The sequence below is a fragment of the Brumimicrobium glaciale genome (assembly GCF_004152935.1).
Classification (GTDB): Bacteria; Bacteroidota; Bacteroidia; order Flavobacteriales_D; family Crocinitomicaceae; genus Brumimicrobium; species Brumimicrobium glaciale.
Genome location: NZ_SETE01000004.1, coordinates 53,958 through 72,438, shown reverse-complemented (window position 1 = coordinate 72,438; position 18,481 = coordinate 53,958). Strand labels below are relative to the sequence as shown.

The window sequence follows — 18,481 nt, the reverse complement described above, 5'->3', positions numbered from 1 at the left end:
GTCGTAAGTAGATTTTATAGCTTCTCTATTCGAAGCGTTTAAAACTTGTGGTGCAATTGCGCCAACAACTCCTGCTAAAAGTGTGTTTTTTATAAATTTCTTACGGTCCATTTTATTTGCGTTTTAAGTAGTGCTTGGTCGGAAACAGACGATTTTTTATAAATTGTATAGATTTTGAGAATTATTTTATTTTTATTTCTTTAGGAGATGCCTTAGCATCGGCCGACAAGAAAAAAGATAAAATAAACTCAAAAGAATCAATTTTAAATTTGTTGTGTTTCCATCCAAGCACTATGTACACCACAAAGGTGCAACAGTTTAGAAGACTGTACAATATGAAAATTGGGGGTAAACGTATGAAAATCCGATATTCGGCGTGTTTAGTGTTAAGAATGACGCTTTAATGATGAATTATTGTTGAATCACTTGACAACAATCTATCTTCGTATTTGCCGAAAACTACATTAAGGAATCAACTATTTGCTTCGCTTTTCTTAAAAAGAGAAGGAGACAAATCTGTGTGTTTCTTGAAAAACGCACTAAAATTAGCGGGTTCGTTAAAGCCTAATTCATAGGCAATTTCTTTATTGGTAAGGTCAGTGAAGAATATTAATCTTTTTGCTTCTGTAATTATTCTTGCCTGAATATAATCTTTTGCCGTTTTTCCAATTTTCGTCTTAACTGTTCGGTTCAAGTGATCTGGAGTAATATTCAATTCATTCGCATAGTAAGTAGTCGAATGCTCTTTCTTGTAATCTTTGTCTACCGCTTTTCTAAATGATCTAAGTAGGTTATCTCCTGTGGTGTCTACATCAGATTCTATAGGATTGATTGAACAAATGTTATTACATTCTATAAGTAAGAGTTTTAAATAGGATCCGATGGACAAAGTTCTCATGTTTTTATCACTTTGAAATAGCTCAAAAATGCTATTTGCGTAATTTTCAATTTGTCCAAACTGCTTTTCACTTGGTGTTAATGGTGGACTCTGACCGTAATTCTGAAAAAGGTTTAAACTATCAATAAAAGATAAGGGAATTGAGTTTTCTACTAAAAACAGATTGGAGAAGGTCATTGCAAATCCAACGGACTTTTTATCTTCAATCACTTGGTGTACTTGTCCGGGAGCTACAAAAAATACTTGTTGATTAGCTAAAGCGTATGAATTAAAGTCAATTCTATGTTGTCCTTCAGATTGATTGACAATTAATACGGTGTAATAGTTGTGTCTATGAGGTTCGTCAACTTTACCATTGCGCTTAACGTAAATGTCTTCCATTTTAGAAATTGCAAAACTTACATTTCTATTCTCAGCATTTACTTTTTGGTATGTTTTTACTGTATTCATTTAGGCAAGATAAACCATTTTAAAGGTAAAAATAGGAATAAAACCAATTTGTAAATGCTTTTATAATAAAACACCTCAGATTGTACAATTAGTGTCCGCAAGAAAACTAGGCTTCTTCTAATCAAAGACCAATTAATTTTCAAAAATAGTCTCTCCATCTTTGCTTAATTTAAGACCATCACCTTTTCCTCTGAGTTCGTATTGGTCATTTTTATACCAAATTCCTGATGCGGCTTTTTCACCTTTTAGGTCAATTTGTTCACCTCCGTTTAAATAAACTTTAACTGTGTTTTCAGTATTGTTAAAAGTCATATCGAGCGTTTGACCTTCTTTATTTTTCAATGAATAGTTTACTATATCATCTTGATGTTCAAAAATAACTTCACCGTCTTTCTTTAACGCTATATCATTTCCTTTTCCTCTTAATTCGTATTGACCGTTTTTGTACCAAATCCCAGAGGCTGGTTTTTCAGAAAGTAATACTATCGTTTCTCCATCAAAAGTTAAAGTTAATTTCCCTTCAGTGTTGTGAAAAGCCAATTGAAGTTCCTTCCCGTTTTCATCCACAGATGTAATTGTTTCTACTTTTTCTGTGTTTGTTTCCGAAGTCGTTTCTGAATTCACTTGTGGTTTCTCTTTTATTGTGGTTTCATTGCAAGAGTTTAAAATCAATGCGGATACCATTGCCATTGTCAAAATCTTTTTTGTCATTCTATGTGTTATTTATAATTATTGGTTTTGAATTTAAAATCACTGTTTAATGTGTGTTTAAAAATGAATTAAACCTACTATTTCGCAAAGCAAAGTCCATTCCAAAATTTCACTTAATTGTAGGAAGATTAAAAATGAAAAAAGCACTCAATTTTAGAAGAAAGTTCTCATTTTAATTGCATCTTTTAATGAGAAATAGCTTCAAAAACAAATGCAGCACAAATTTGATTCATACTGCATCTTTGATTTAATAGTTTTGAAATTTTATTTAATGTTGGCAAAAAGACTAGGCATTTCTAAGTCTTTGATAGGGAAACGCACCATACAGTAGCCGTTAGCGTTAATTAAAATTGAACTTGAATATGTCTTTAATTACAAAATTGATGAAGGCTTTACCTACGAATATTTAATTCCTGGTACTTTGGTAACCGTAGTGGGTATTATTTGTTCGTTTCTTATTCATCCAATTTACACTTTAATTATAATGGCGGGATTAATGATGATTATGTCTAAAACTGGAATCGAAATTGATATGACCAAAAAAAGGATTCGGAAGTATGTTTCTTGGGGTGTTTTTAAAACAGGTATTTGGAATGACTTATCACAAATAATTAAAGTGGAACTGTGCTTTAACACTCAGCATACAAAATTGACTCGTCCTTTATATCAGAACAAAGGTGATACAACGGCAAAAACTTATGATTTAATACTAATTCCAAATGCGGGAAAAGAAATAATATTGAATGAATTTACAAAACCAAGTTTGGCATATAAAGCTCTCGAAACTCTCAAAAGACATCTCTAATTATGAAATTATTAATCATGTGGATGAAATGCTGAAATATCAACGTCAAAGAAGAAGGCGTTAGAGTCCTATAACAATTGCTAACACGGTTGTACTTCACAGTCTAAATCAAAGCTAAATCACTACTCTCATTCTCATTCTCTTTTATTTTCGCCCTATATCCGCCTGCACTTCCAATCTGTTTCCTGTTGAAGCCACGCTGTAAAACACCCAAAACGGAGCTTCCAAGGTCGCTCATTTTGATGTGTACAGCTGAGCACAACAGTTTAACAGGATTTCCACCTTCGTCAGGGTCGGGAAAAATGAGCATTGCAATAGGAAGTTGCTAAAAACGGCAACTGAGTATTTTAGGATTTTAATAGGGAAAATATGGGAATAGTTGCAAGAGAAACATAGATGCACCCGGGCAACAAATCGCTTGAGAAAGATTTATAACCGGCTAAAATTCTTAAATTTGGGTTGAAATATACAGGTTGGCTAAACGTATATACGATTAACCAATTGTTGTGTTTCATAATAAAAAACCTTAGTGCATATTGGAAACTAAAAGAAAAATAGAACATTTTGATGAGGCTAGTCCTCTTTCTCTCTTTTATGAATTTGGTCTGCACCCAAATGAAATTAAAGAATCAATAATTGATACTTTTTCGCCATATTTTGAAAACAAACAAAATCTTGAAAGATATGCAGTGTCAGATTTTGTTAATAATTGGTTGTCCTATTTGTCAGTATATAGGGATTCTCCTGATTCTTTGAGATTTATAAAATCGATATTGGATATTTTTAACGGTGCGAAGAAGGTTAATTTAAACCAAACAATTGAAGCGTATGCGTTTTGGTTTCCCGAGATTTCCCAAAGTATTTCTAGATTCTGGAGTTTAAACAATAGTCAGGTAAATCTAAATGAGTTATGCATTGAAGATTTTTTAGAAGAAGCTATGAATATGATAGGTCAAACTATAGAAGGATTGACCAAAGTTTTTTTTAAGTTATTGCTGCAATTGAACAGGATAAAGAGGGGGAAATCTTTTGATGTTAATGAAATCAAATCAAAAGATTTAGGTGAAGCAATCGAGGAGTTGATTAATACATCAGACTTAAAAGAACTTTTAATAATCGAACCTCATGCGATACGACTGAATCAATGGAGAAATATTGCGTATCATCATAATACTAAAATTGTGAATAAGGAGATAATTTGCAGTTTTAAAAAAAAGGAGCAAATTTTTGAATTCAAGATAACTAGAGATGAATTAATTGACAGTTTAAAAAGGATTTCATTATCATTTAAACTTATTCGAATTGCAGAATCCATTTTTTGTTTCGATAATTTGAATGATGTTCAATTACAGGTTAGTAAAATTGATAAGTCAACAATAAATATAAGAGAAGAAGCAAAACTACTTGACTTTTATTCAGCAATAGGTTCACAAGGTTTTAAGATTATTGATTTAGAAGTTTGCGAAGATAACTCGATTTTGAAATTACAAGATATGCAACCTTACAGCGATTTTTCGAAAAGAGGTATTCATACATCACAGTTTTTATACAATCTCTGGATATACTCTAATTCTTCAAGTTTAGTCATTGAATACCATCTCCCTAATGGTGAAAAGTTTTTAGCTTCAGAAATTAGTTCAGACAACTTTAAAAACCACGCTAAGACTAATAGTTTATCTGAATTGCTTAAAGAAGTTAAGTTTACACCCTTCATAATTGATTACCAAAACAAAAATCCATTTGAGTCTTTAGCCTTAACAAAAGAACTTAATAAATATAAAAGTGATTTTCGTTCTCAAAGAGGAGAAAAAATATGCTTAAAAGAATTTATTAAACAATTTACCTTAAGTGTATTTAGCAATTATCTGGTATTAAGGTCTGAAGATTTTAGTGAAAATGATATTTCAATAAATATTGGCAATGACGGCTCCATGGCGATTGGAGATAATAAGAATGGTAAAATTGTACTGCACGTGCCAGCTATGATTAGAGAAAAAAACATTCAGAAATTGATTATAAGCTTACGGTTGACTTGGTAGAAGATACATTGAATAACAATCAATATTATTTGAAAAAATCGCAGATTAAAGGACAATTAAAATTGAATACTGAATATAAATAACGAAAGCACAACAATGCATAAAAATAATAGCCGAAATAGACGTTATTTCAAGGGTTTTATTCCTTTTCAACCTTCTTGTAACTTGACAGGGATGAAGCCCGCAATTGGCTACATATTCTTATGCGAAACGTTCATCGTTCCCAATCACCTTATCTTATAAGGCTGAATCAAAAACGTACTCAACAAGACAATCGTAATAGAACTGATTGGCATAAGAATAGCGGCGAACAATGGCGTTACATAGCCTAAGAAAGCAAACGTAATTCCGAATGTATTATAGGTCAACGAGAAATACATACAAATACGCAATACTCTTTTGGCGTGTAATCCAAATTTGAAGAAACTATGGAATTTCTTGATTTGTTCACTTTCAATAATCGCATCACATTTTGGAGTAAATCTAAACTCATCTTCTGAAACGCTAATTCCTAATTCTGCTTCTTCTAAGGCTTCCGAGTCATTCAATCCGTCTCCAATAAAAGCCACGACATCACCTGATTCATTAAACCTTATGATATGATTTTTCTTGTCAGTAGGAGAGAGGTTGAAATGCATAGCGATGGGTTGCTCTAAATCTTTAAATAAAATTTCGTCGGTTGCTTTGTCTCCAGAAAGTAAGGTGACTTTATAGTCTTTCTGAAGTCTGTTGATTTCTTCAATAATTCCTTCTCTTAATTGAGATTGGAATTTGAAGAACCCAACCACTTTATCGTTGATGCTTAAATAACTTCCGCTTTCATCAAATTTCTCTTGTGCATTTGTGAATTTAGCATTTCCAATTCTTAAAACTTTACCGTCGATAGTTTTGGCTTCCACGCCTTGACCAGAAACTTCTGCGTAGTCTAAAATTGTGTCAACATGATCCACTTTATCTTCTAAGAATCTTGTAATACTCTTCGAATATGGATGTGTCGATTGTCTTGTTAATGCGAAAACTTGTCCCATTAATTCAGTAGACATTTCTTCTCCTTCGTAATTAACGCCTTCGATTCTGTCCTTGGTTAATGTTCCTGTTTTATCAAAAACAATATGGTTGATACTGTTCAATTTCTGAATTTCATGACTGTTTCTAAAGTACAATCCAGATTTTCCAAGTTTACGGAGCGCATTTCCATAAACGAATGGAAAAGAAATTGCTAAGGCACATGGACAAGCGACAACGAGAATTGCGGTTACGACTTCTAAAATTCTGCTTGGATCAATGAAAGCCCAAGTAATTGCAGCAGCTGTAGAAACTACGCCAACGATAATCAAGAAATATTTACTCAATAAATTCTCTCTATTTTGAACGATTGACTTAGTTGTTTTCGCAGATTTATTCCAAATACTGGCAAATTTACTTCGATTGGTTGTACTTAAAGCTTTCACTTGAATTGCAGAACCAATTAATTTACTCCCAGCATAGATTTTATCTCCAGTTTTTAAAGTCGCTAAATTAGCTTCTCCAGTAATAAAGCTTGTGTCGATTACCGCTTTTGTAGAAACTAATTCAGCATCACAAGGAATAATTTCTTCATTGAATATCTTTAAGACGTCATCTTTTTCTATTGATTCAATTTTGACAACTTCTTCTTCCTCTGTGATTTTATTTAATCTATGAACTCCCAATGGAAAGTATGCTTTTGGGTCATTGTCAAACGACATATTTCTATAGGTCTTGGATTGAAACCATTTTCCTATCAATAGAAAAAATATAAATCCGGTGAATGAATCCATGTAGCTGGAACCTTCTTGCATTAAAATTGAAGAAGTACTTTTGATAAATAAAACACTAATTCCTAAAGCAATTGGAATATCTAAATTGAGTTGACGTGTTCTAATTGCTGTATAAGCGGAAATAAAATATCCCGAAGCCGAATATAATAGCACAGGAATAGCGGCTCCTAAAGTCAAGTAGGCTGAGAAATTTCTGAAGTCATCAAACATATCGTCCATTCCCAAATATTCTGGGAAAGACCACAACATTACGTTACCAAAAGCAAATCCTGCAACACCTAATTGCATCAATAATTTTTTATCGTAACTGCTTTTCTTCTCTTTTCCTCTGCGTAATTCAGGTTTATATCCTATACTTTCCAGTAAAGAAGCAACTTGAGAAAGTTTAATATTTTTTTTAACTGTTAAAGACAATGTTCTAGCAGTGAAATTAGCTTCACTTTCTAAAATATCTGGATTTAATTTCTGTAAATTTTCTAATAGATAAATACAAGAGCTACAATGTATTGCAGGTAAGAAGAAAGTGACCATGTAAACATCATCATTCTGAAATTCGATAAAATCATTAAAGATTTCAGGAACATCTAAAGCTGTGTACTTTGCATTTCCATCATTATCAGGCTTGATTCCACTTTGTTCGTTGAACTCGTAAAACTTATCCAAACCATTGTCACTAAGAATTTCATAAACCGTCAAACAGCCTGAACAACAAAAATCTTTATCTTCTTTAGAAATGGGTTTTCCAATAATCTTATCCCCACAATGATAGCACCCCATATTTTGAACTACTTAAACGTATGAAAAAATGTAAAATCGCATTTATTAAACCGATTTACTAAATCTACCTTGTGTTGGAATTTTATTCGCATAGGGATCCAATGTCATACAAACATTACGAGAAAATGGTTTTCCATCTTCAGTAACGATAATTTCATTTTCATTCCACTCGATGATTCCGTCTTTTTGAAATTCATCCAAGGTTTCTTTGAATGTAGAAACATGATTTTTCATCCATTCATCGTCCGCGAAGGTAGTTTTAAATTGACACATTAATTGCGTTACATGTTCTTTTAAAGTAGCGTCTGTCTCAGAATGAACGTGACCCTTTACAACAGGTAATTCGTTTGCATCGATCATTTCGTGATAACCACGTGTGCTTTTCACATTCTGAGCATATCCAAATCCATATTCCGAAATTGCAGAAGCACCCAAACCAATCATTCTATCAGTGATGTTAGTGGTGTACCCCATGAAAGTTCTGTTCAAAGCTCCACCTCTTAATGCTTGAGCTAAAATATCAGTGGGCAATGCAAAGTGATCCATTCCAATTTCAACATAACCATGTGCTAGTAATTCATCTTTGGATTTTTCATATAAATCCCTTTTCTCATCTCCAGAAGGTAAATCTTCTTCCGAAAAACCACGTTGTCCTGTTCCTTTTACCCATGGAACATGCGCATAAGAATAGAGAGAAATTGCATCTGGTTTGAGTTGAATGGTTTTAGCAATCGTATCCATCATATCTTCCATCGTTTGCATTGGAAGTCCGAATACTAAATCGTGACTTATTGAGGTAAATCCTACTTTTCTTGCATCGACTGTTACTTTTTCAACTGTTTCAAAAGGTTGAATTCTGTTGATTGCTTTTTGAACGATTGGACTATAAGATTGAACACCAAAGCTCACTCTTCTAAATCCTAAATCATATAAAGTCTGTAATTGTTCGTCGCTTGTGTGATTAGGATGTCCTTCAAAACTAAACAAAGGATCTGGTCCAACTTTGACTTTAATGGCTTCAATTAATCTTTTCAATTGTGCTGCAGCGAAGAAAGTCGGCGTTCCACCACCTAAATGAATTTCATCAACTTGAATGCTTTCTCCATTCAATTTTTCATACATCTGCCATTCCTTAATAACGGCATCAATATAAGGTGCTTCAACACTGTGTTGTTTGGTAATGTGTTTATGACAACCACAAAATGTACACAAACTCTCACAGAATGGGAGGTGAACATATACGCTTGTACTGTGGTTTTTATTTTGTTCTGCTTTTACAAATATAGGAGCGAATTCAGCTGCCGAAAACTCCATTCTGTTCCAATCTAAAATTGTTGGATAAGAAGTATAGCGTGGACTGGAAACGTTGTATTTATTGATAATTTCTTCACTTAACATAATCTCTCTTCATCTAATTTACAAAGGCAAATATCGTGTTAATAAGACGAACAAACAAATGATTAAAGTCAGTTCTCATTCAATTACGAATGTGGAAATTACGAATTACGAATTACGAAATTTGTAATATGAGTTTAATTATTAGAATATAAATTATGTCTAGACAAAAGATTGTTTTCATTTATCTTGGAAATTAAGTTTTAGATAGTTTTCAGGGAGTTTCATTGAAATCGAATTGTTTTTCTTTAAACTTTTACTCCATTTTTTCTTTTTTGATACTATTTGAATGTCTGATCTAAATAAATCTATATTTAGCTCATTGTTGCTATCGAATACTTTATTTCCAATATAATCATCTTTCCTAAAATCATATAATCCTTTTAAATTTCCTGTCACAGTTTCTCCGAATTCATTTTCATCCTCATATTCTTCAGTGAAAGAATAAACTATAAAAATTTCGATTAGTAATTTGGCACATTCTGATTCACTTAAATGATGGATATTTTGCTGAGGGCTATACCATTTCATTTCTCTTAAGTATAAACCGAGGTCTTGTTTGGTTGTAGCGTCATTGAAAAATATATGATTGAAATAGAAATTTAAGTCATCATCTGCTTCATAAAGCTTTAAGATTGATTTTTTGGTAAGAGGTTCTTTTTCGTATAGTTTGAATCTGATATTTGAATAACATGTGCTGTCTGGTCCCCAAACATTGATATCTCTATATTCTGCACAAATCAAATCTTTAGTTACACTCATAAAAATTGAGTCATTTTTATATGAGTATATAGTCTTTTGAATGGAAGTGGTATCTGTGCGTAAAATGTACGTTTCTTTCGATTCTATTAAGAAACCTCTCTCATCATAAAACAATTCAACTTCAACCTGGACGTTATCCCCATAAAAATCATAAACTTCAAAGATCGGTTGGGAATTGTGAGATTTGAAAGAAATTTTAGATATGCCTTTAGAACTAATAACGCTTTTTGTTAATTCTAAATCTTGACTAAATAATTGGCAATTGAATAATAAAGGTAAGAACAGTAAGAAATATTTTATCATTTTAATAAGATTTAAGTTGTGTAATATCTTTCTCTAAAATACTCTTAAAGTTCTCTACCTGATTGAATAATATGAATCTTTACTTTTTATTTTGTTTCCTTTGCTGTAAAACCTCCATTTTCATAAGCACCAAATCAGCAGATGATAACTTTATGACCCTTGATTTCCATTTTTATTCTGCGAAGAATTCTCAGACTTTTGATTTCCATTTCCTATAGTATCAAAATCAACAATCTCATTCAACTTTTCACCACCTTTAATTCCAAAGTCCAATGTTCTGATTGGGAAAGGAATCATAATGTCATTTTTATCAAATGCTTTTTTAATGGCAATAATTGCTTCACTTTGACTTTTCAAAAATTCTAGTTGACTTTTAAATTCAACCCAAATCATTATTCTGAAATCAATAGAACTTCCTCCAAAAGCTAAATAAACCAAATCAATATCTTTGTCTTTATTTATGTTGGGCGTATTCTCCACAGCTTTAATTGCAATTTCTCTAACGCGTTCTAAATCCACTCCATAAGAAACACCAACATTTAAGTCGATACGTTTATAAGTGTTTTCAGAATCATTGATTAACGGATTCTGGAAAAGCATTTTATTTGGAATAATTACCTCTTGTCCTTGAAACGAAGCGATTTCTGTTGTACGAATTCCAATGTGTTTAATTACACCGCTGTGACCTTCACAATGAATAACTTGGCCAATCTTGAAAGGGCGTTTAACAGCCATAAAGAATCCAGCAATAAAGTTGGTTGCAATATCTTGAAATGCAAAACCAAGTGCCAAACCAATTATTCCAGCACCGGCTAATAATGAGGAAACAGTTTTATCGAGATTTAATAAACTCAGCGCTGCAAAAGCACCAATAGAAAGAATCACAACATAAAGAACTTTTGATATTATTGATGAAAGAGACTTGTTATTGAGCGATTTTAGCAGTAACTTTTGGACAATATTTCTAATGAGTCTTCCTGCAAAAACAAATGCAACAAGTACAATAATTGCAAGTACAAAGTTGGGCAACATCTTTACCAATCCTTCAGACCATCCGATTAATTTCTCTAATAAAATGTCGTAATATTTTTTAATTTCCATAATTATTTTTTGATTCGCTTATTAAAATAATAAAATTATAAGTTTCTGAAATCAAAATTTGCATTTTTTTATATTTTTTTCAATATCTAATCCTCTCACTACTCGATACACTAACCCAATACTGTTTTATATTTCCCAAGGCAAAACTTCCACATTTTCCAATTCATTTTGTCCCATACTTTTACTTCTTTGAATAATCCTCATGATTTTCACGATATCGTCTTTTTTGGTATTCCGTTTTAAATTCAATCCTATAATTTGACGGATAGGAGTGTGGTCTACAATTTTCTTAATGTGATTAGGATTCAAATTCAAATGCGGTAGATAATAAAAGGGTATTAAAGTATAACCACCTTCTTGTTCCACCATTTTTGTCAATAAATGAAGATTTCCTCCTTCGTAATTCCATTCCGACTTCTTAGCGTTATCTAATTTACAGAAATTAATCATTTGTGTTCTCAAACAATTTCCTGCGGACAAAAGCCATGGATGTTCGTTTTCCAACTGATCCAATTGAATCGTTTGCTCCTTTATAGTAGGTGCGTAAATCAACACTTCTTCATTGTATAAAATTTGCTGATCTAAACTTAAGTCATCGACTGGACCAGCCATAATTCCAAAATCAATTGTTTTATTCTTTAAAGCCGCCAATAGGTTAGGGGAAGTCAATTCGCTAATGTCTAAATGAACATCTCCAATTTGGTCTTGCCATTTCGCATACAATTCAGGAACTAGATAATTTGATATCGTAGGTATAATTCCAATTCTAATCTCTGATTTATAAGTTCCTTTTAGTCTTTGAATTTGAACATCCAATTCATCATAAGCCGATTGAATTGCAGATAAATGCGGATAAAGCTTTTTTCCCGAATCGGTTAAAGAAATTGGATTCGTATCTCTATTGATGATTTTATAACCCAAAGTATCTTCTGCTTTTTTGAGTTGCATAGAGAGCGTAGGTTGAGTAACATGACAAGCATCAGCAGCACGTTGAAAATTCTTGTGTTTCAGTAAGGCAAAAATGTACGAAAGTTGAACTGGAGAAATCATATAGATAAAGTTTATGTAAATATAATAATTATTGATAAAAACAATGAGAGAAGAAGGAGTATCTTTGTCGTGTCGGTAGGAATAAAGGTTGTTAAAATTCAAATAAATTTGAAGTCTGAGGCACTAAATATTCTTATCTTCATGGAAAATATTAATAACCAATAAAACAAAATAATTATGTCAATTGTAGGAAAAACTTTCCCAGACATCCAAGTGGATGCAATGAATGAAATGGGGGATACATTCAAATTAAATATCTTAGAAGAAGCGAAGAAAAACAAGAAAAAAGTATTGTTATTCTGGTACCCAAAAGACTTTACTTATGTATGTCCAACGGAACTTCACGCATTTCAAGCGAAATTGAAAGAATTCGAAGACAGAAACACTATGGTTATTGGAGCTTCATGTGATACACCAGAAGTTCACTTTGCATGGTTGAGCACAGCAAAAGACAATGGAGGAATCGAAGGAGTTACTTACCCATTAGTAGCAGATTCTAACCGTAACTTGTCAAATATGTTAGGGATTTTAGATATCAAATCTGAAACTTACAACGAAGCAACAGATTCTTTCATTTTAGAAGGAGACAACGTGACTTACCGTGCAACTTACTTAATCGATGAAGAAGGTACAGTATTTCATGAAGGTGTTAACCACATGCCATTAGGACGTAATGTAAATGAGTTTATTCGTTTAATCGATGCTTATTCTCACGTTCAAACACATGGTGAAGTTTGTCCAGCAAACTGGGAAGAAGGAAGTACAGCAATGAGTGCAGACAGTAAAGGAACTGCTGAATACTTAAAAAACAACTAATATGGCGTTTTTAGAGTTAGATACGGATACTTTACAGGAAGAGATTTCTAATGATGGAATAGTTCTCGTACAGTTTTCAGCCGGATGGTGTGGAAATTGCCGAATCATGAAGCCTAAGTTTAAGAAATTTTCTCAGGAACATGAAAATGTAAAGTTCATTGTGATCGATGCGGAAAAGAATCCAGAATCTAGAAAGTTAGCGAAAGTAGATAATTTACCTACGTTTGCAGCCTTCAAGAATGGAGAATTAGTTCAGCAGACACAAACAAACAAAACAGAAGTATTAAAATCTTTTATCGATGAGACTACCAGTAATTAGACACATTTCGACTTTTATTGAAGAGAATGACGAGGATTTCGTAAATGAAACAATTGAAACATTGGAAAATCTTACAGAACTTTCTTCTATGAAAGATGAAGAACTTGACGTAATTGGAGAATTACTTTCCAATATGTACGGCGCAATCGAAGTCAATAAAATGATGAGAGAAGAAGGAGTTTCTCAAAAAGAAGCGGCTAATAAGTTCATGAAGCGTGTGACAGGTTCAATCGATACTTGATAATAGTATTTTCAAATTTTATATAGAGACCATTATTCGTAATGGTCTCTTTTTTTATGAAAATGAATTAAAAGTTGAACTTTTAATTAAAAAACGCTAAAAAAACATAACTTTCTTAAGAAAAGGGCAATATTTTTTGAGTTTAAGCAAGATATACACTACCTTGCAAGCGAATCACAATACATTGAGTTATCGGACTTATAAAAATAGTAAGAAAAAGTAAAATTGAAGACAGGTATCACCGTAACATGGGGAGAATTTGTGTACAAGTAACACGTATACAAAAACAGTTCATGGGTATTCCTTTTCAGACAGTGCATAAATATCGCCAAACTTATACAGGCGAAGTAAAAGACTGTGAAGAATGTGTAATCTCAAAAGCAGAATTGAGTTACTAAAGATAATATTTCCTAAAGGAAGAAAAAAAGGTCAAGCTTAATGCTTGACCTTTTTTTGTGGGGTATTGTGAGGACGAAATGGTGCCAATTATTTTAGTTAAGCTTCGTTGCAGTTGTACTGCTGCGATTGCTTAACCAAAATTTGAAAGATTCATTATAATTCGAAAAATCGAATCACACTTCTGCAACCCTCATCTCAATATTATAAAATAAGCGTTAAAAAGAAAGAAGTTTTCACAATTTCATTAGTGTGTAATTTGTCTTTTAGGTCACTTCAGGCCAACATAAAAATCTTCTCCTAATTGATAAACTTTTAGGTTATCTATATTTGTCCATTCTTTATTAATATCCTTCTTTATCCAACTCCCACTATTATATTTTTTCAGCAAAGTTATTTTGTCATTATTGATTATCCCTTCTCGAATAATTGTATAGACATCTCCAGAACTCTGAGCTATGGATTCAATTTTTATGATAGAGTCCTGAATAGAATAATAATCAGCTCGTTTTATTTGGAAAGGTTTCGAGGTCTCCTCATTGGAAATATTGTTCTGTTGGTGAACATCAAATGGATTACTCTCATAAGTAAAATTATTTTTATTGAAACTGACATAACTTGCTCTTGCATTATTCTGAGAAACATAATATACCTTATCAAAAAAAGTGCTATCACTTATTTTATTCTTTGTTTTATACAAAGTGAAATATTTTTGAGCAAATGCTTCAGATGATAAATATTTATAATCTTCACCTAATTGTCTGCTTTTTTTCATGTAAAGTGAACACGAAACAAGACTAAACAGTAAAGCTATGAATAAGATGATTTTCATAATAAATTATATTATTTCTCAATTCTAAAAATACAAAAAAAAAGAGGATCACATTTCTGCAATCCTCTTCTCAATAGTTATTTGGCATCGCTGCAGTGGCACTGCTGCGACTTAATTATTTACCCTTTATAAAAAGGAGTCTTTACAATCTCAGCTGCAAGCGATTTATTTCTTACACCAATAAATATTTCACCACCTACATTTGCAACATCTACAGGAACATATCCCATTCCAATTGCTTTATCTAATGATGGAGACATTGTTCCAGAAGTTACACGTCCAATTTCGTCACCTGCTGCATTCAAGATAGGGTAACCTTGACGAGGAATACCTTTGTCTTTTAATTCAAAACCAACCAATTTATTTTTGATTCCAGCTTCTTTTTCTGCTTTCAAAGCTTCACTATTTGTAAAGTCTTTTGTGAATTTTGTAATCCAACCCAATCCAGCTTCAAACGGAGAAGTTGTTTCATCGATATCATTACCATACAAACAGAATCCCATTTCTAAACGCAATGTATCACGCGCACCTAATCCAATTGGTTCGATTCCGAAAGCTTCACCAGCTTCAAAAACTTTATCCCAAACTTGTTTTACATCTTTATTTTTAACGTAGATTTCAAATCCACCACTTCCAGTATAACCAGTTGCAGAAATGATCACATCTTTAACACCAGCAAATTCACTGATTTCAAAAGTGTAAAATTTCATTCCCGCTAAATCAACTGAAGTCAATGATTGCATTGCTTCTGCTGCTTTAGGTCCTTGAATAGCCAATAAACTCCATTCGTCAGAGTTGTTTGTCAATTCTGCACCCACGTCATTTTGTGAAGAAATCCAATTCCAATCTTTCTCAATGTTAGAAGCGTTAACGACCAACATAAATTCTAGATCAGCGATTTTATAGATGATTAGATCATCAATAATTCCACCTGTTTTATTTGGAACGTAGCAATATTGTGCCTTTCCAGGAACCAATTTACTTACGTCGTTACTTGTAACTTTTTGAAGTAAAGCTTCTGCATGCTCACCTTTCACAAAGAACTCACCCATGTGAGAAACATCAAAAACACCCACTTTCGTTCTAACAACTTCGTGTTCGTGCTTTAATCCTGCATAGGAAACAGGCATATTATAACCTGCAAAAGGAACCATCTTAGCTCCTAACTCTGTATGTACTGCTGATAACGCTGTTTCTTTCATCGAATTGACATTTTGGTTTAAAATGCAAATTTAAGAATTAATCAATGTGAAATGTTGAAAGCGGAAAAGGAAATTGGCTTTTGAATAAAAGTCAGTTTATTCTCAGAATAAAGATGTTTTTGATTTTATCCAATAATTGACATAAGGTATCATGGGAAGGACTGAGAAAGGTTAAATTAAAAGCAGTTTTTAATAGGTATTTTTATAGTCTGATTAAACTAAGCTTCATCCAAATAGAATAATATTCACATATAATTCCTCTTCTATTTCGATATTTAAAGCAATAATAAATAAGATGCACCACTTTCTCTCAAAGGTCAATTGGCGGAGATTTAGGAAAAGGAATATCCAAGTATGTAAAAAGCTCTCTAACTTTTTTCCTCCAGCTATATCTCGCACTATTCCATGTTTTTCCCTCAAATTTTTGAATGGAGTCATCTGAGTGCGAAGGTCTGAATTGATTTTTGTTATTTTGTTTATCAAAACTTAATAGTAAATTAGGATTACTAATAGGACATCTTTCTTCATCAAGATCGAATATGGTTTTATCTGAATCAGAACTGTGCTTTTTAACCTTAATCTTCAACTCTTTATATAAATCAATTAATGGAATCTCTTCAGTTATATAATCCAAATCATAAACATCTTTTTTTGCAGCTCTATTTGCTGCGCTGATGAGTTTGAAGAGACCTATGTCTTTTTTTGATACTAATCTTATTTTATCTTTTACTTCAATCTCATGAAGTCTTTTCATGTTTTGTAATAATTCAACTTTAATCACTTTATCATTACAATTAATAAAACAACGTGCAAATATAAATTGGTCATTAATGTTGCACGGAAAACTAAAAGAGCTTATATCTTTTCCGAAAAACGACTCAATTTCTGACTGAATAGAATCAAATCCAATTCTTCCAATAATTTTATCAGTAAATAAGTCTATATCAAGAGACTCTCTGTGATTATATCTTAAAGCAAGATTTGTACCTCCTCCTAATGAAAAGGATGAAAGACTATCTAGTTTTTGAAGGTTTTTTATTGTGGTAACAATTTCTACAGAGACAGAACTCATAGCTTGTAGCGATAGAAAGGAGGTGCATTGTATTTCGAAGCTACTAAAAGACATACTTCATTACTAATTCTTTCCTTGGTGTTTTGAAGGCATTCTAGTATTTCATTTGAAGAATAAAAATGTTCTAAATTTTCAATGTCTTTATCAAAAGTAAGTTTTTTTGATTGGAATAAGGCCCTTGGTATAATAATATTCTTATCTCTTTCAATGGATAATTTATCCATATCTATATCCCAAAACAGATGTTTAGGAAAGTAAAATGATATGTAGGCTGCTGTATTCACTTAAATCAATTGCTCAATGTATTTACTACAAAGGTAGGTAATACTGAGTTAAATACAAAAAAAAAATAAAATTAAATGAGATTTTCTTCATTTGTCTTTAGCTTTATCTCTTTAGGTTTTTAAAACTCCTAATGTGCATTATGCACAAATCTACGGCAATTTTGAATGTTTGCCGTGCTTTTGTGCAGTTTGGTATACTCGCTACCGATTAGATACTAGCTTAGTCCTTACTAAAGATGTGACAGGTCAAAAGAGTTTGTTTTCAACCCAAGTGATGGTGGTTATTATGTTTTTTTTTTCGAAAGATTGGTAGGTTTTTGAAATTTGCATTCAACTTTTTTCAAAATCCTTTCAATCCTTTTAATCTGCGTGACACTTAGCTTCCCTCCAAAACACTACTTTTACCCAAAACTTACAATGCAAAAATCCAAAGCAGTATTCAATTGGTCTGGAGGAAAAGACTCAGCGCTAGCCCTCCAAAAAGTCCTTCGTGAAAACGAATTCGAGATAATCGCCTTGTTGACTACTTTTAATGAAGCCGATGAAAGTTCGTCTGCTCATTCAGTTCCTTTAAATTTAATGGAAAAACAAGCAGAGGCCATAGGTATAGAACTGTTTCCTATTTTTATCAATAAATCACCTAACGATTATGAAATCAAAATGCTCGAAGCGGTTGAACATTTCAAAGAAAAAGGAGTAGCGCATTTCATTTTTGGTGATTTGTATTTAGATGAAATCAGAACTTATCGAGAAAGTAAATTGAATCCGCATGGAATAGAGGTGGTAGAACCCATTTGGGGACAAACTGCTGATCAAACAATTCAAGACTTTTTAAATTCTGGATTTAAAGCAAAGATTGTAACTACCCAAGCAGATAAACTGGATGAATCTTATATCGGAAAGGAAATTACGCAAGAATTGATTGATAATTTACCTGAAGGAATTGATGTCTGTGGTGAAAATGGTGAATTTCATACCTTCGTTTATGCTGGGAATCTATTTAAAAATGAAATAGACTTTGAGATTAAAGAAGCTTACAAACTTTCGTTTGATATTAAATTGGATAGTGGTGAAGTGAGTACTTATGAATATTGGCAGGCGAAGTTTAGGTGAAATATTAAAAGTTCATACTTAGATGCGTATATATAATTGTTACAATAAAGTTTGGTGCGAAGCGTCTCCCCCTTCGGATGGGGCTGGGGGGAGGAACTTAAAATAAAGGGTTGATT

The 18,481-nt window shown here is 32.4% G+C and carries 17 protein-coding genes; 6 read left to right on the top strand and 11 right to left on the bottom strand.

The features are described 5' to 3' along the window. Positions 1–472: 472 nt before the first annotated feature. Both ERX46_RS10175 and ERX46_RS10170 read right to left on the bottom strand, forming a co-directional pair. Entirely contained in the window at positions 473–1,348 is an 876-nt protein-coding gene (locus ERX46_RS10175) for an AraC family transcriptional regulator (RefSeq protein ID WP_130093763.1), read from the bottom strand. A gap of 132 nt (positions 1,349–1,480) precedes the next feature. Continuing rightward, positions 1,481–2,059 carry an MliC family protein gene (locus tag ERX46_RS10170; protein WP_130093762.1) on the bottom strand — a complete coding sequence of 193 codons (579 nt, stop codon included), beginning with the start codon at positions 2,057–2,059 and terminating at the stop codon, positions 1,481–1,483. 484 nt (positions 2,060–2,543) lie between these two features. On the opposite strand from ERX46_RS10170, the gene ERX46_RS10165 reads away from it, so the two are divergent. Both ERX46_RS10165 and ERX46_RS10160 read left to right on the top strand, forming a co-directional pair. Further along, a complete protein-coding gene (locus tag ERX46_RS10165; protein ID WP_130093761.1) occupies positions 2,544–2,864 on the top strand; it encodes a hypothetical protein in 321 nt (106 codons plus the stop codon). Positions 2,865–3,400: 536 nt separating this feature from the next. Beyond that, on the top strand, positions 3,401–4,903 hold the full coding sequence (locus ERX46_RS10160) for a hypothetical protein (protein ID WP_130093760.1): 1,503 nt from the start codon (positions 3,401–3,403) through the stop codon (positions 4,901–4,903). A 227-nt stretch (positions 4,904–5,130) separates the two neighbouring features. Here ERX46_RS10160 and ERX46_RS10155 read toward each other — a convergent pair whose 3' ends face one another. From ERX46_RS10155 to ERX46_RS10135, 5 genes are all read right to left on the bottom strand, one after another. After that, entirely contained in the window at positions 5,131–7,479 is a 2,349-nt protein-coding gene (locus ERX46_RS10155) for a heavy metal translocating P-type ATPase (protein ID WP_130093759.1), read from the bottom strand. A 45-nt stretch (positions 7,480–7,524) separates the two neighbouring features. Further along, on the bottom strand, positions 7,525–8,877 hold the full coding sequence (hemN, locus tag ERX46_RS10150; RefSeq protein ID WP_130093758.1) for an oxygen-independent coproporphyrinogen III oxidase: 1,353 nt from the start codon (positions 8,875–8,877) through the stop codon (positions 7,525–7,527). A 177-nt stretch (positions 8,878–9,054) separates the two neighbouring features. Continuing rightward, the gene (locus tag ERX46_RS10145; RefSeq protein WP_130093757.1) at positions 9,055–9,939 is read right to left on the bottom strand and encodes a hypothetical protein; all 885 of its coding nucleotides are present in this window, start codon (positions 9,937–9,939) and stop codon (positions 9,055–9,057) included. 150 nt (positions 9,940–10,089) lie between these two features. Beyond that, a complete protein-coding gene (locus ERX46_RS10140; protein ID WP_130093756.1) occupies positions 10,090–11,040 on the bottom strand; it encodes a mechanosensitive ion channel family protein in 951 nt (316 codons plus the stop codon). Between the two features lie 126 nt (positions 11,041–11,166). Then, positions 11,167–12,090, bottom strand: a complete 924-nt coding sequence (locus ERX46_RS10135) for a LysR family transcriptional regulator (RefSeq protein ID WP_130093755.1) — start codon at positions 12,088–12,090, stop codon at positions 11,167–11,169. A gap of 177 nt (positions 12,091–12,267) precedes the next feature. Between ERX46_RS10135 and ERX46_RS10130 the strand changes: the two genes are divergently transcribed. From ERX46_RS10130 to ERX46_RS10120, 3 genes are read left to right on the top strand one after another with little or no spacing between them, the layout of a single operon-like run. Continuing rightward, entirely contained in the window at positions 12,268–12,906 is a 639-nt protein-coding gene (locus tag ERX46_RS10130; protein ID WP_130093754.1) for a peroxiredoxin, read from the top strand. Position 12,907: 1 nt separating this feature from the next. Then, positions 12,908–13,225, top strand: coding sequence for a thioredoxin family protein (locus ERX46_RS10125; protein WP_130093753.1), 318 nt, complete (start codon positions 12,908–12,910; stop codon positions 13,223–13,225). Beyond that, positions 13,206–13,466, top strand: coding sequence for a DUF6952 family protein (locus ERX46_RS10120; protein ID WP_130093752.1), 261 nt, complete (start codon positions 13,206–13,208; stop codon positions 13,464–13,466). The genes ERX46_RS10125 and ERX46_RS10120 overlap by 20 nt, the downstream gene beginning before the upstream one ends. Before the next feature lie 667 nt (positions 13,467–14,133). Here ERX46_RS10120 and ERX46_RS10110 read toward each other — a convergent pair. The 4 genes from ERX46_RS10110 to ERX46_RS10095 form a co-directional block, all read right to left on the bottom strand. Next, positions 14,134–14,694 carry a hypothetical protein gene (locus ERX46_RS10110; RefSeq protein ID WP_130093751.1) on the bottom strand — a complete coding sequence of 187 codons (561 nt, stop codon included), beginning with the start codon at positions 14,692–14,694 and terminating at the stop codon, positions 14,134–14,136. A 119-nt stretch (positions 14,695–14,813) separates the two neighbouring features. Then, positions 14,814–15,896 (bottom strand): glycine cleavage system aminomethyltransferase GcvT, encoded by a 1,083-nt coding sequence (gcvT, locus tag ERX46_RS10105; protein WP_130093750.1) that lies wholly within the window; start codon positions 15,894–15,896, stop codon positions 14,814–14,816. A 310-nt stretch (positions 15,897–16,206) separates the two neighbouring features. Next, the gene (locus ERX46_RS10100) at positions 16,207–16,968 is read right to left on the bottom strand and encodes a nucleotidyl transferase AbiEii/AbiGii toxin family protein (RefSeq protein WP_165366208.1); all 762 of its coding nucleotides are present in this window, start codon (positions 16,966–16,968) and stop codon (positions 16,207–16,209) included. Continuing rightward, positions 16,965–17,252 carry a DUF6922 domain-containing protein gene (locus ERX46_RS10095; protein ID WP_394345118.1) on the bottom strand — a complete coding sequence of 96 codons (288 nt, stop codon included), beginning with the start codon at positions 17,250–17,252 and terminating at the stop codon, positions 16,965–16,967. Before ERX46_RS10095 ends, ERX46_RS10100 begins: the two co-directional genes overlap by 4 nt. Before the next feature lie 417 nt (positions 17,253–17,669). Here ERX46_RS10095 and ERX46_RS10090 point away from each other — a divergent pair, with 417 nt between their 5' ends. Next, the gene (locus ERX46_RS10090) at positions 17,670–18,365 is read left to right on the top strand and encodes a Dph6-related ATP pyrophosphatase (RefSeq protein WP_130093747.1); all 696 of its coding nucleotides are present in this window, start codon (positions 17,670–17,672) and stop codon (positions 18,363–18,365) included. Positions 18,366–18,481: the final 116 nt, after the last annotated feature.

Excerpts from the sequence above, each read along its gene's own strand:
- ERX46_RS10175 (WP_130093763.1), bottom strand. The coding sequence starts at position 1,348 with ATGAATACAGTAAAAACATACCAAAAAGTAAATGCTGAGAATAGAAAT.
- ERX46_RS10170 (WP_130093762.1), bottom strand. The coding sequence starts at position 2,059 with ATGACAAAAAAGATTTTGACAATGGCAATGGTATCCGCATTGATTTTA.
- ERX46_RS10165 (WP_130093761.1), top strand. The coding sequence starts at position 2,544 with ATGGCGGGATTAATGATGATTATGTCTAAAACTGGAATCGAAATTGAT.
- ERX46_RS10155 (WP_130093759.1), bottom strand. The coding sequence starts at position 7,479 with ATGGGGTGCTATCATTGTGGGGATAAGATTATTGGAAAACCCATTTCT.
- hemN (WP_130093758.1), bottom strand. The coding sequence starts at position 8,877 with ATGTTAAGTGAAGAAATTATCAATAAATACAACGTTTCCAGTCCACGC.
- ERX46_RS10145 (WP_130093757.1), bottom strand. The coding sequence starts at position 9,939 with ATGATAAAATATTTCTTACTGTTCTTACCTTTATTATTCAATTGCCAA.
- ERX46_RS10140 (WP_130093756.1), bottom strand. The coding sequence starts at position 11,040 with ATGGAAATTAAAAAATATTACGACATTTTATTAGAGAAATTAATCGGA.
- ERX46_RS10135 (WP_130093755.1), bottom strand. The coding sequence starts at position 12,090 with ATGATTTCTCCAGTTCAACTTTCGTACATTTTTGCCTTACTGAAACAC.
- ERX46_RS10130 (WP_130093754.1), top strand. The coding sequence starts at position 12,268 with ATGTCAATTGTAGGAAAAACTTTCCCAGACATCCAAGTGGATGCAATG.
- ERX46_RS10125 (WP_130093753.1), top strand. The coding sequence starts at position 12,908 with ATGGCGTTTTTAGAGTTAGATACGGATACTTTACAGGAAGAGATTTCT.
- ERX46_RS10120 (WP_130093752.1), top strand. The coding sequence starts at position 13,206 with ATGAGACTACCAGTAATTAGACACATTTCGACTTTTATTGAAGAGAAT.
- ERX46_RS10110 (WP_130093751.1), bottom strand. The coding sequence starts at position 14,694 with ATGAAAATCATCTTATTCATAGCTTTACTGTTTAGTCTTGTTTCGTGT.
- gcvT (WP_130093750.1), bottom strand. The coding sequence starts at position 15,896 with ATGAAAGAAACAGCGTTATCAGCAGTACATACAGAGTTAGGAGCTAAG.
- ERX46_RS10100 (WP_165366208.1), bottom strand. The coding sequence starts at position 16,968 with ATGAGTTCTGTCTCTGTAGAAATTGTTACCACAATAAAAAACCTTCAA.
- ERX46_RS10090 (WP_130093747.1), top strand. The coding sequence starts at position 17,670 with ATGCAAAAATCCAAAGCAGTATTCAATTGGTCTGGAGGAAAAGACTCA.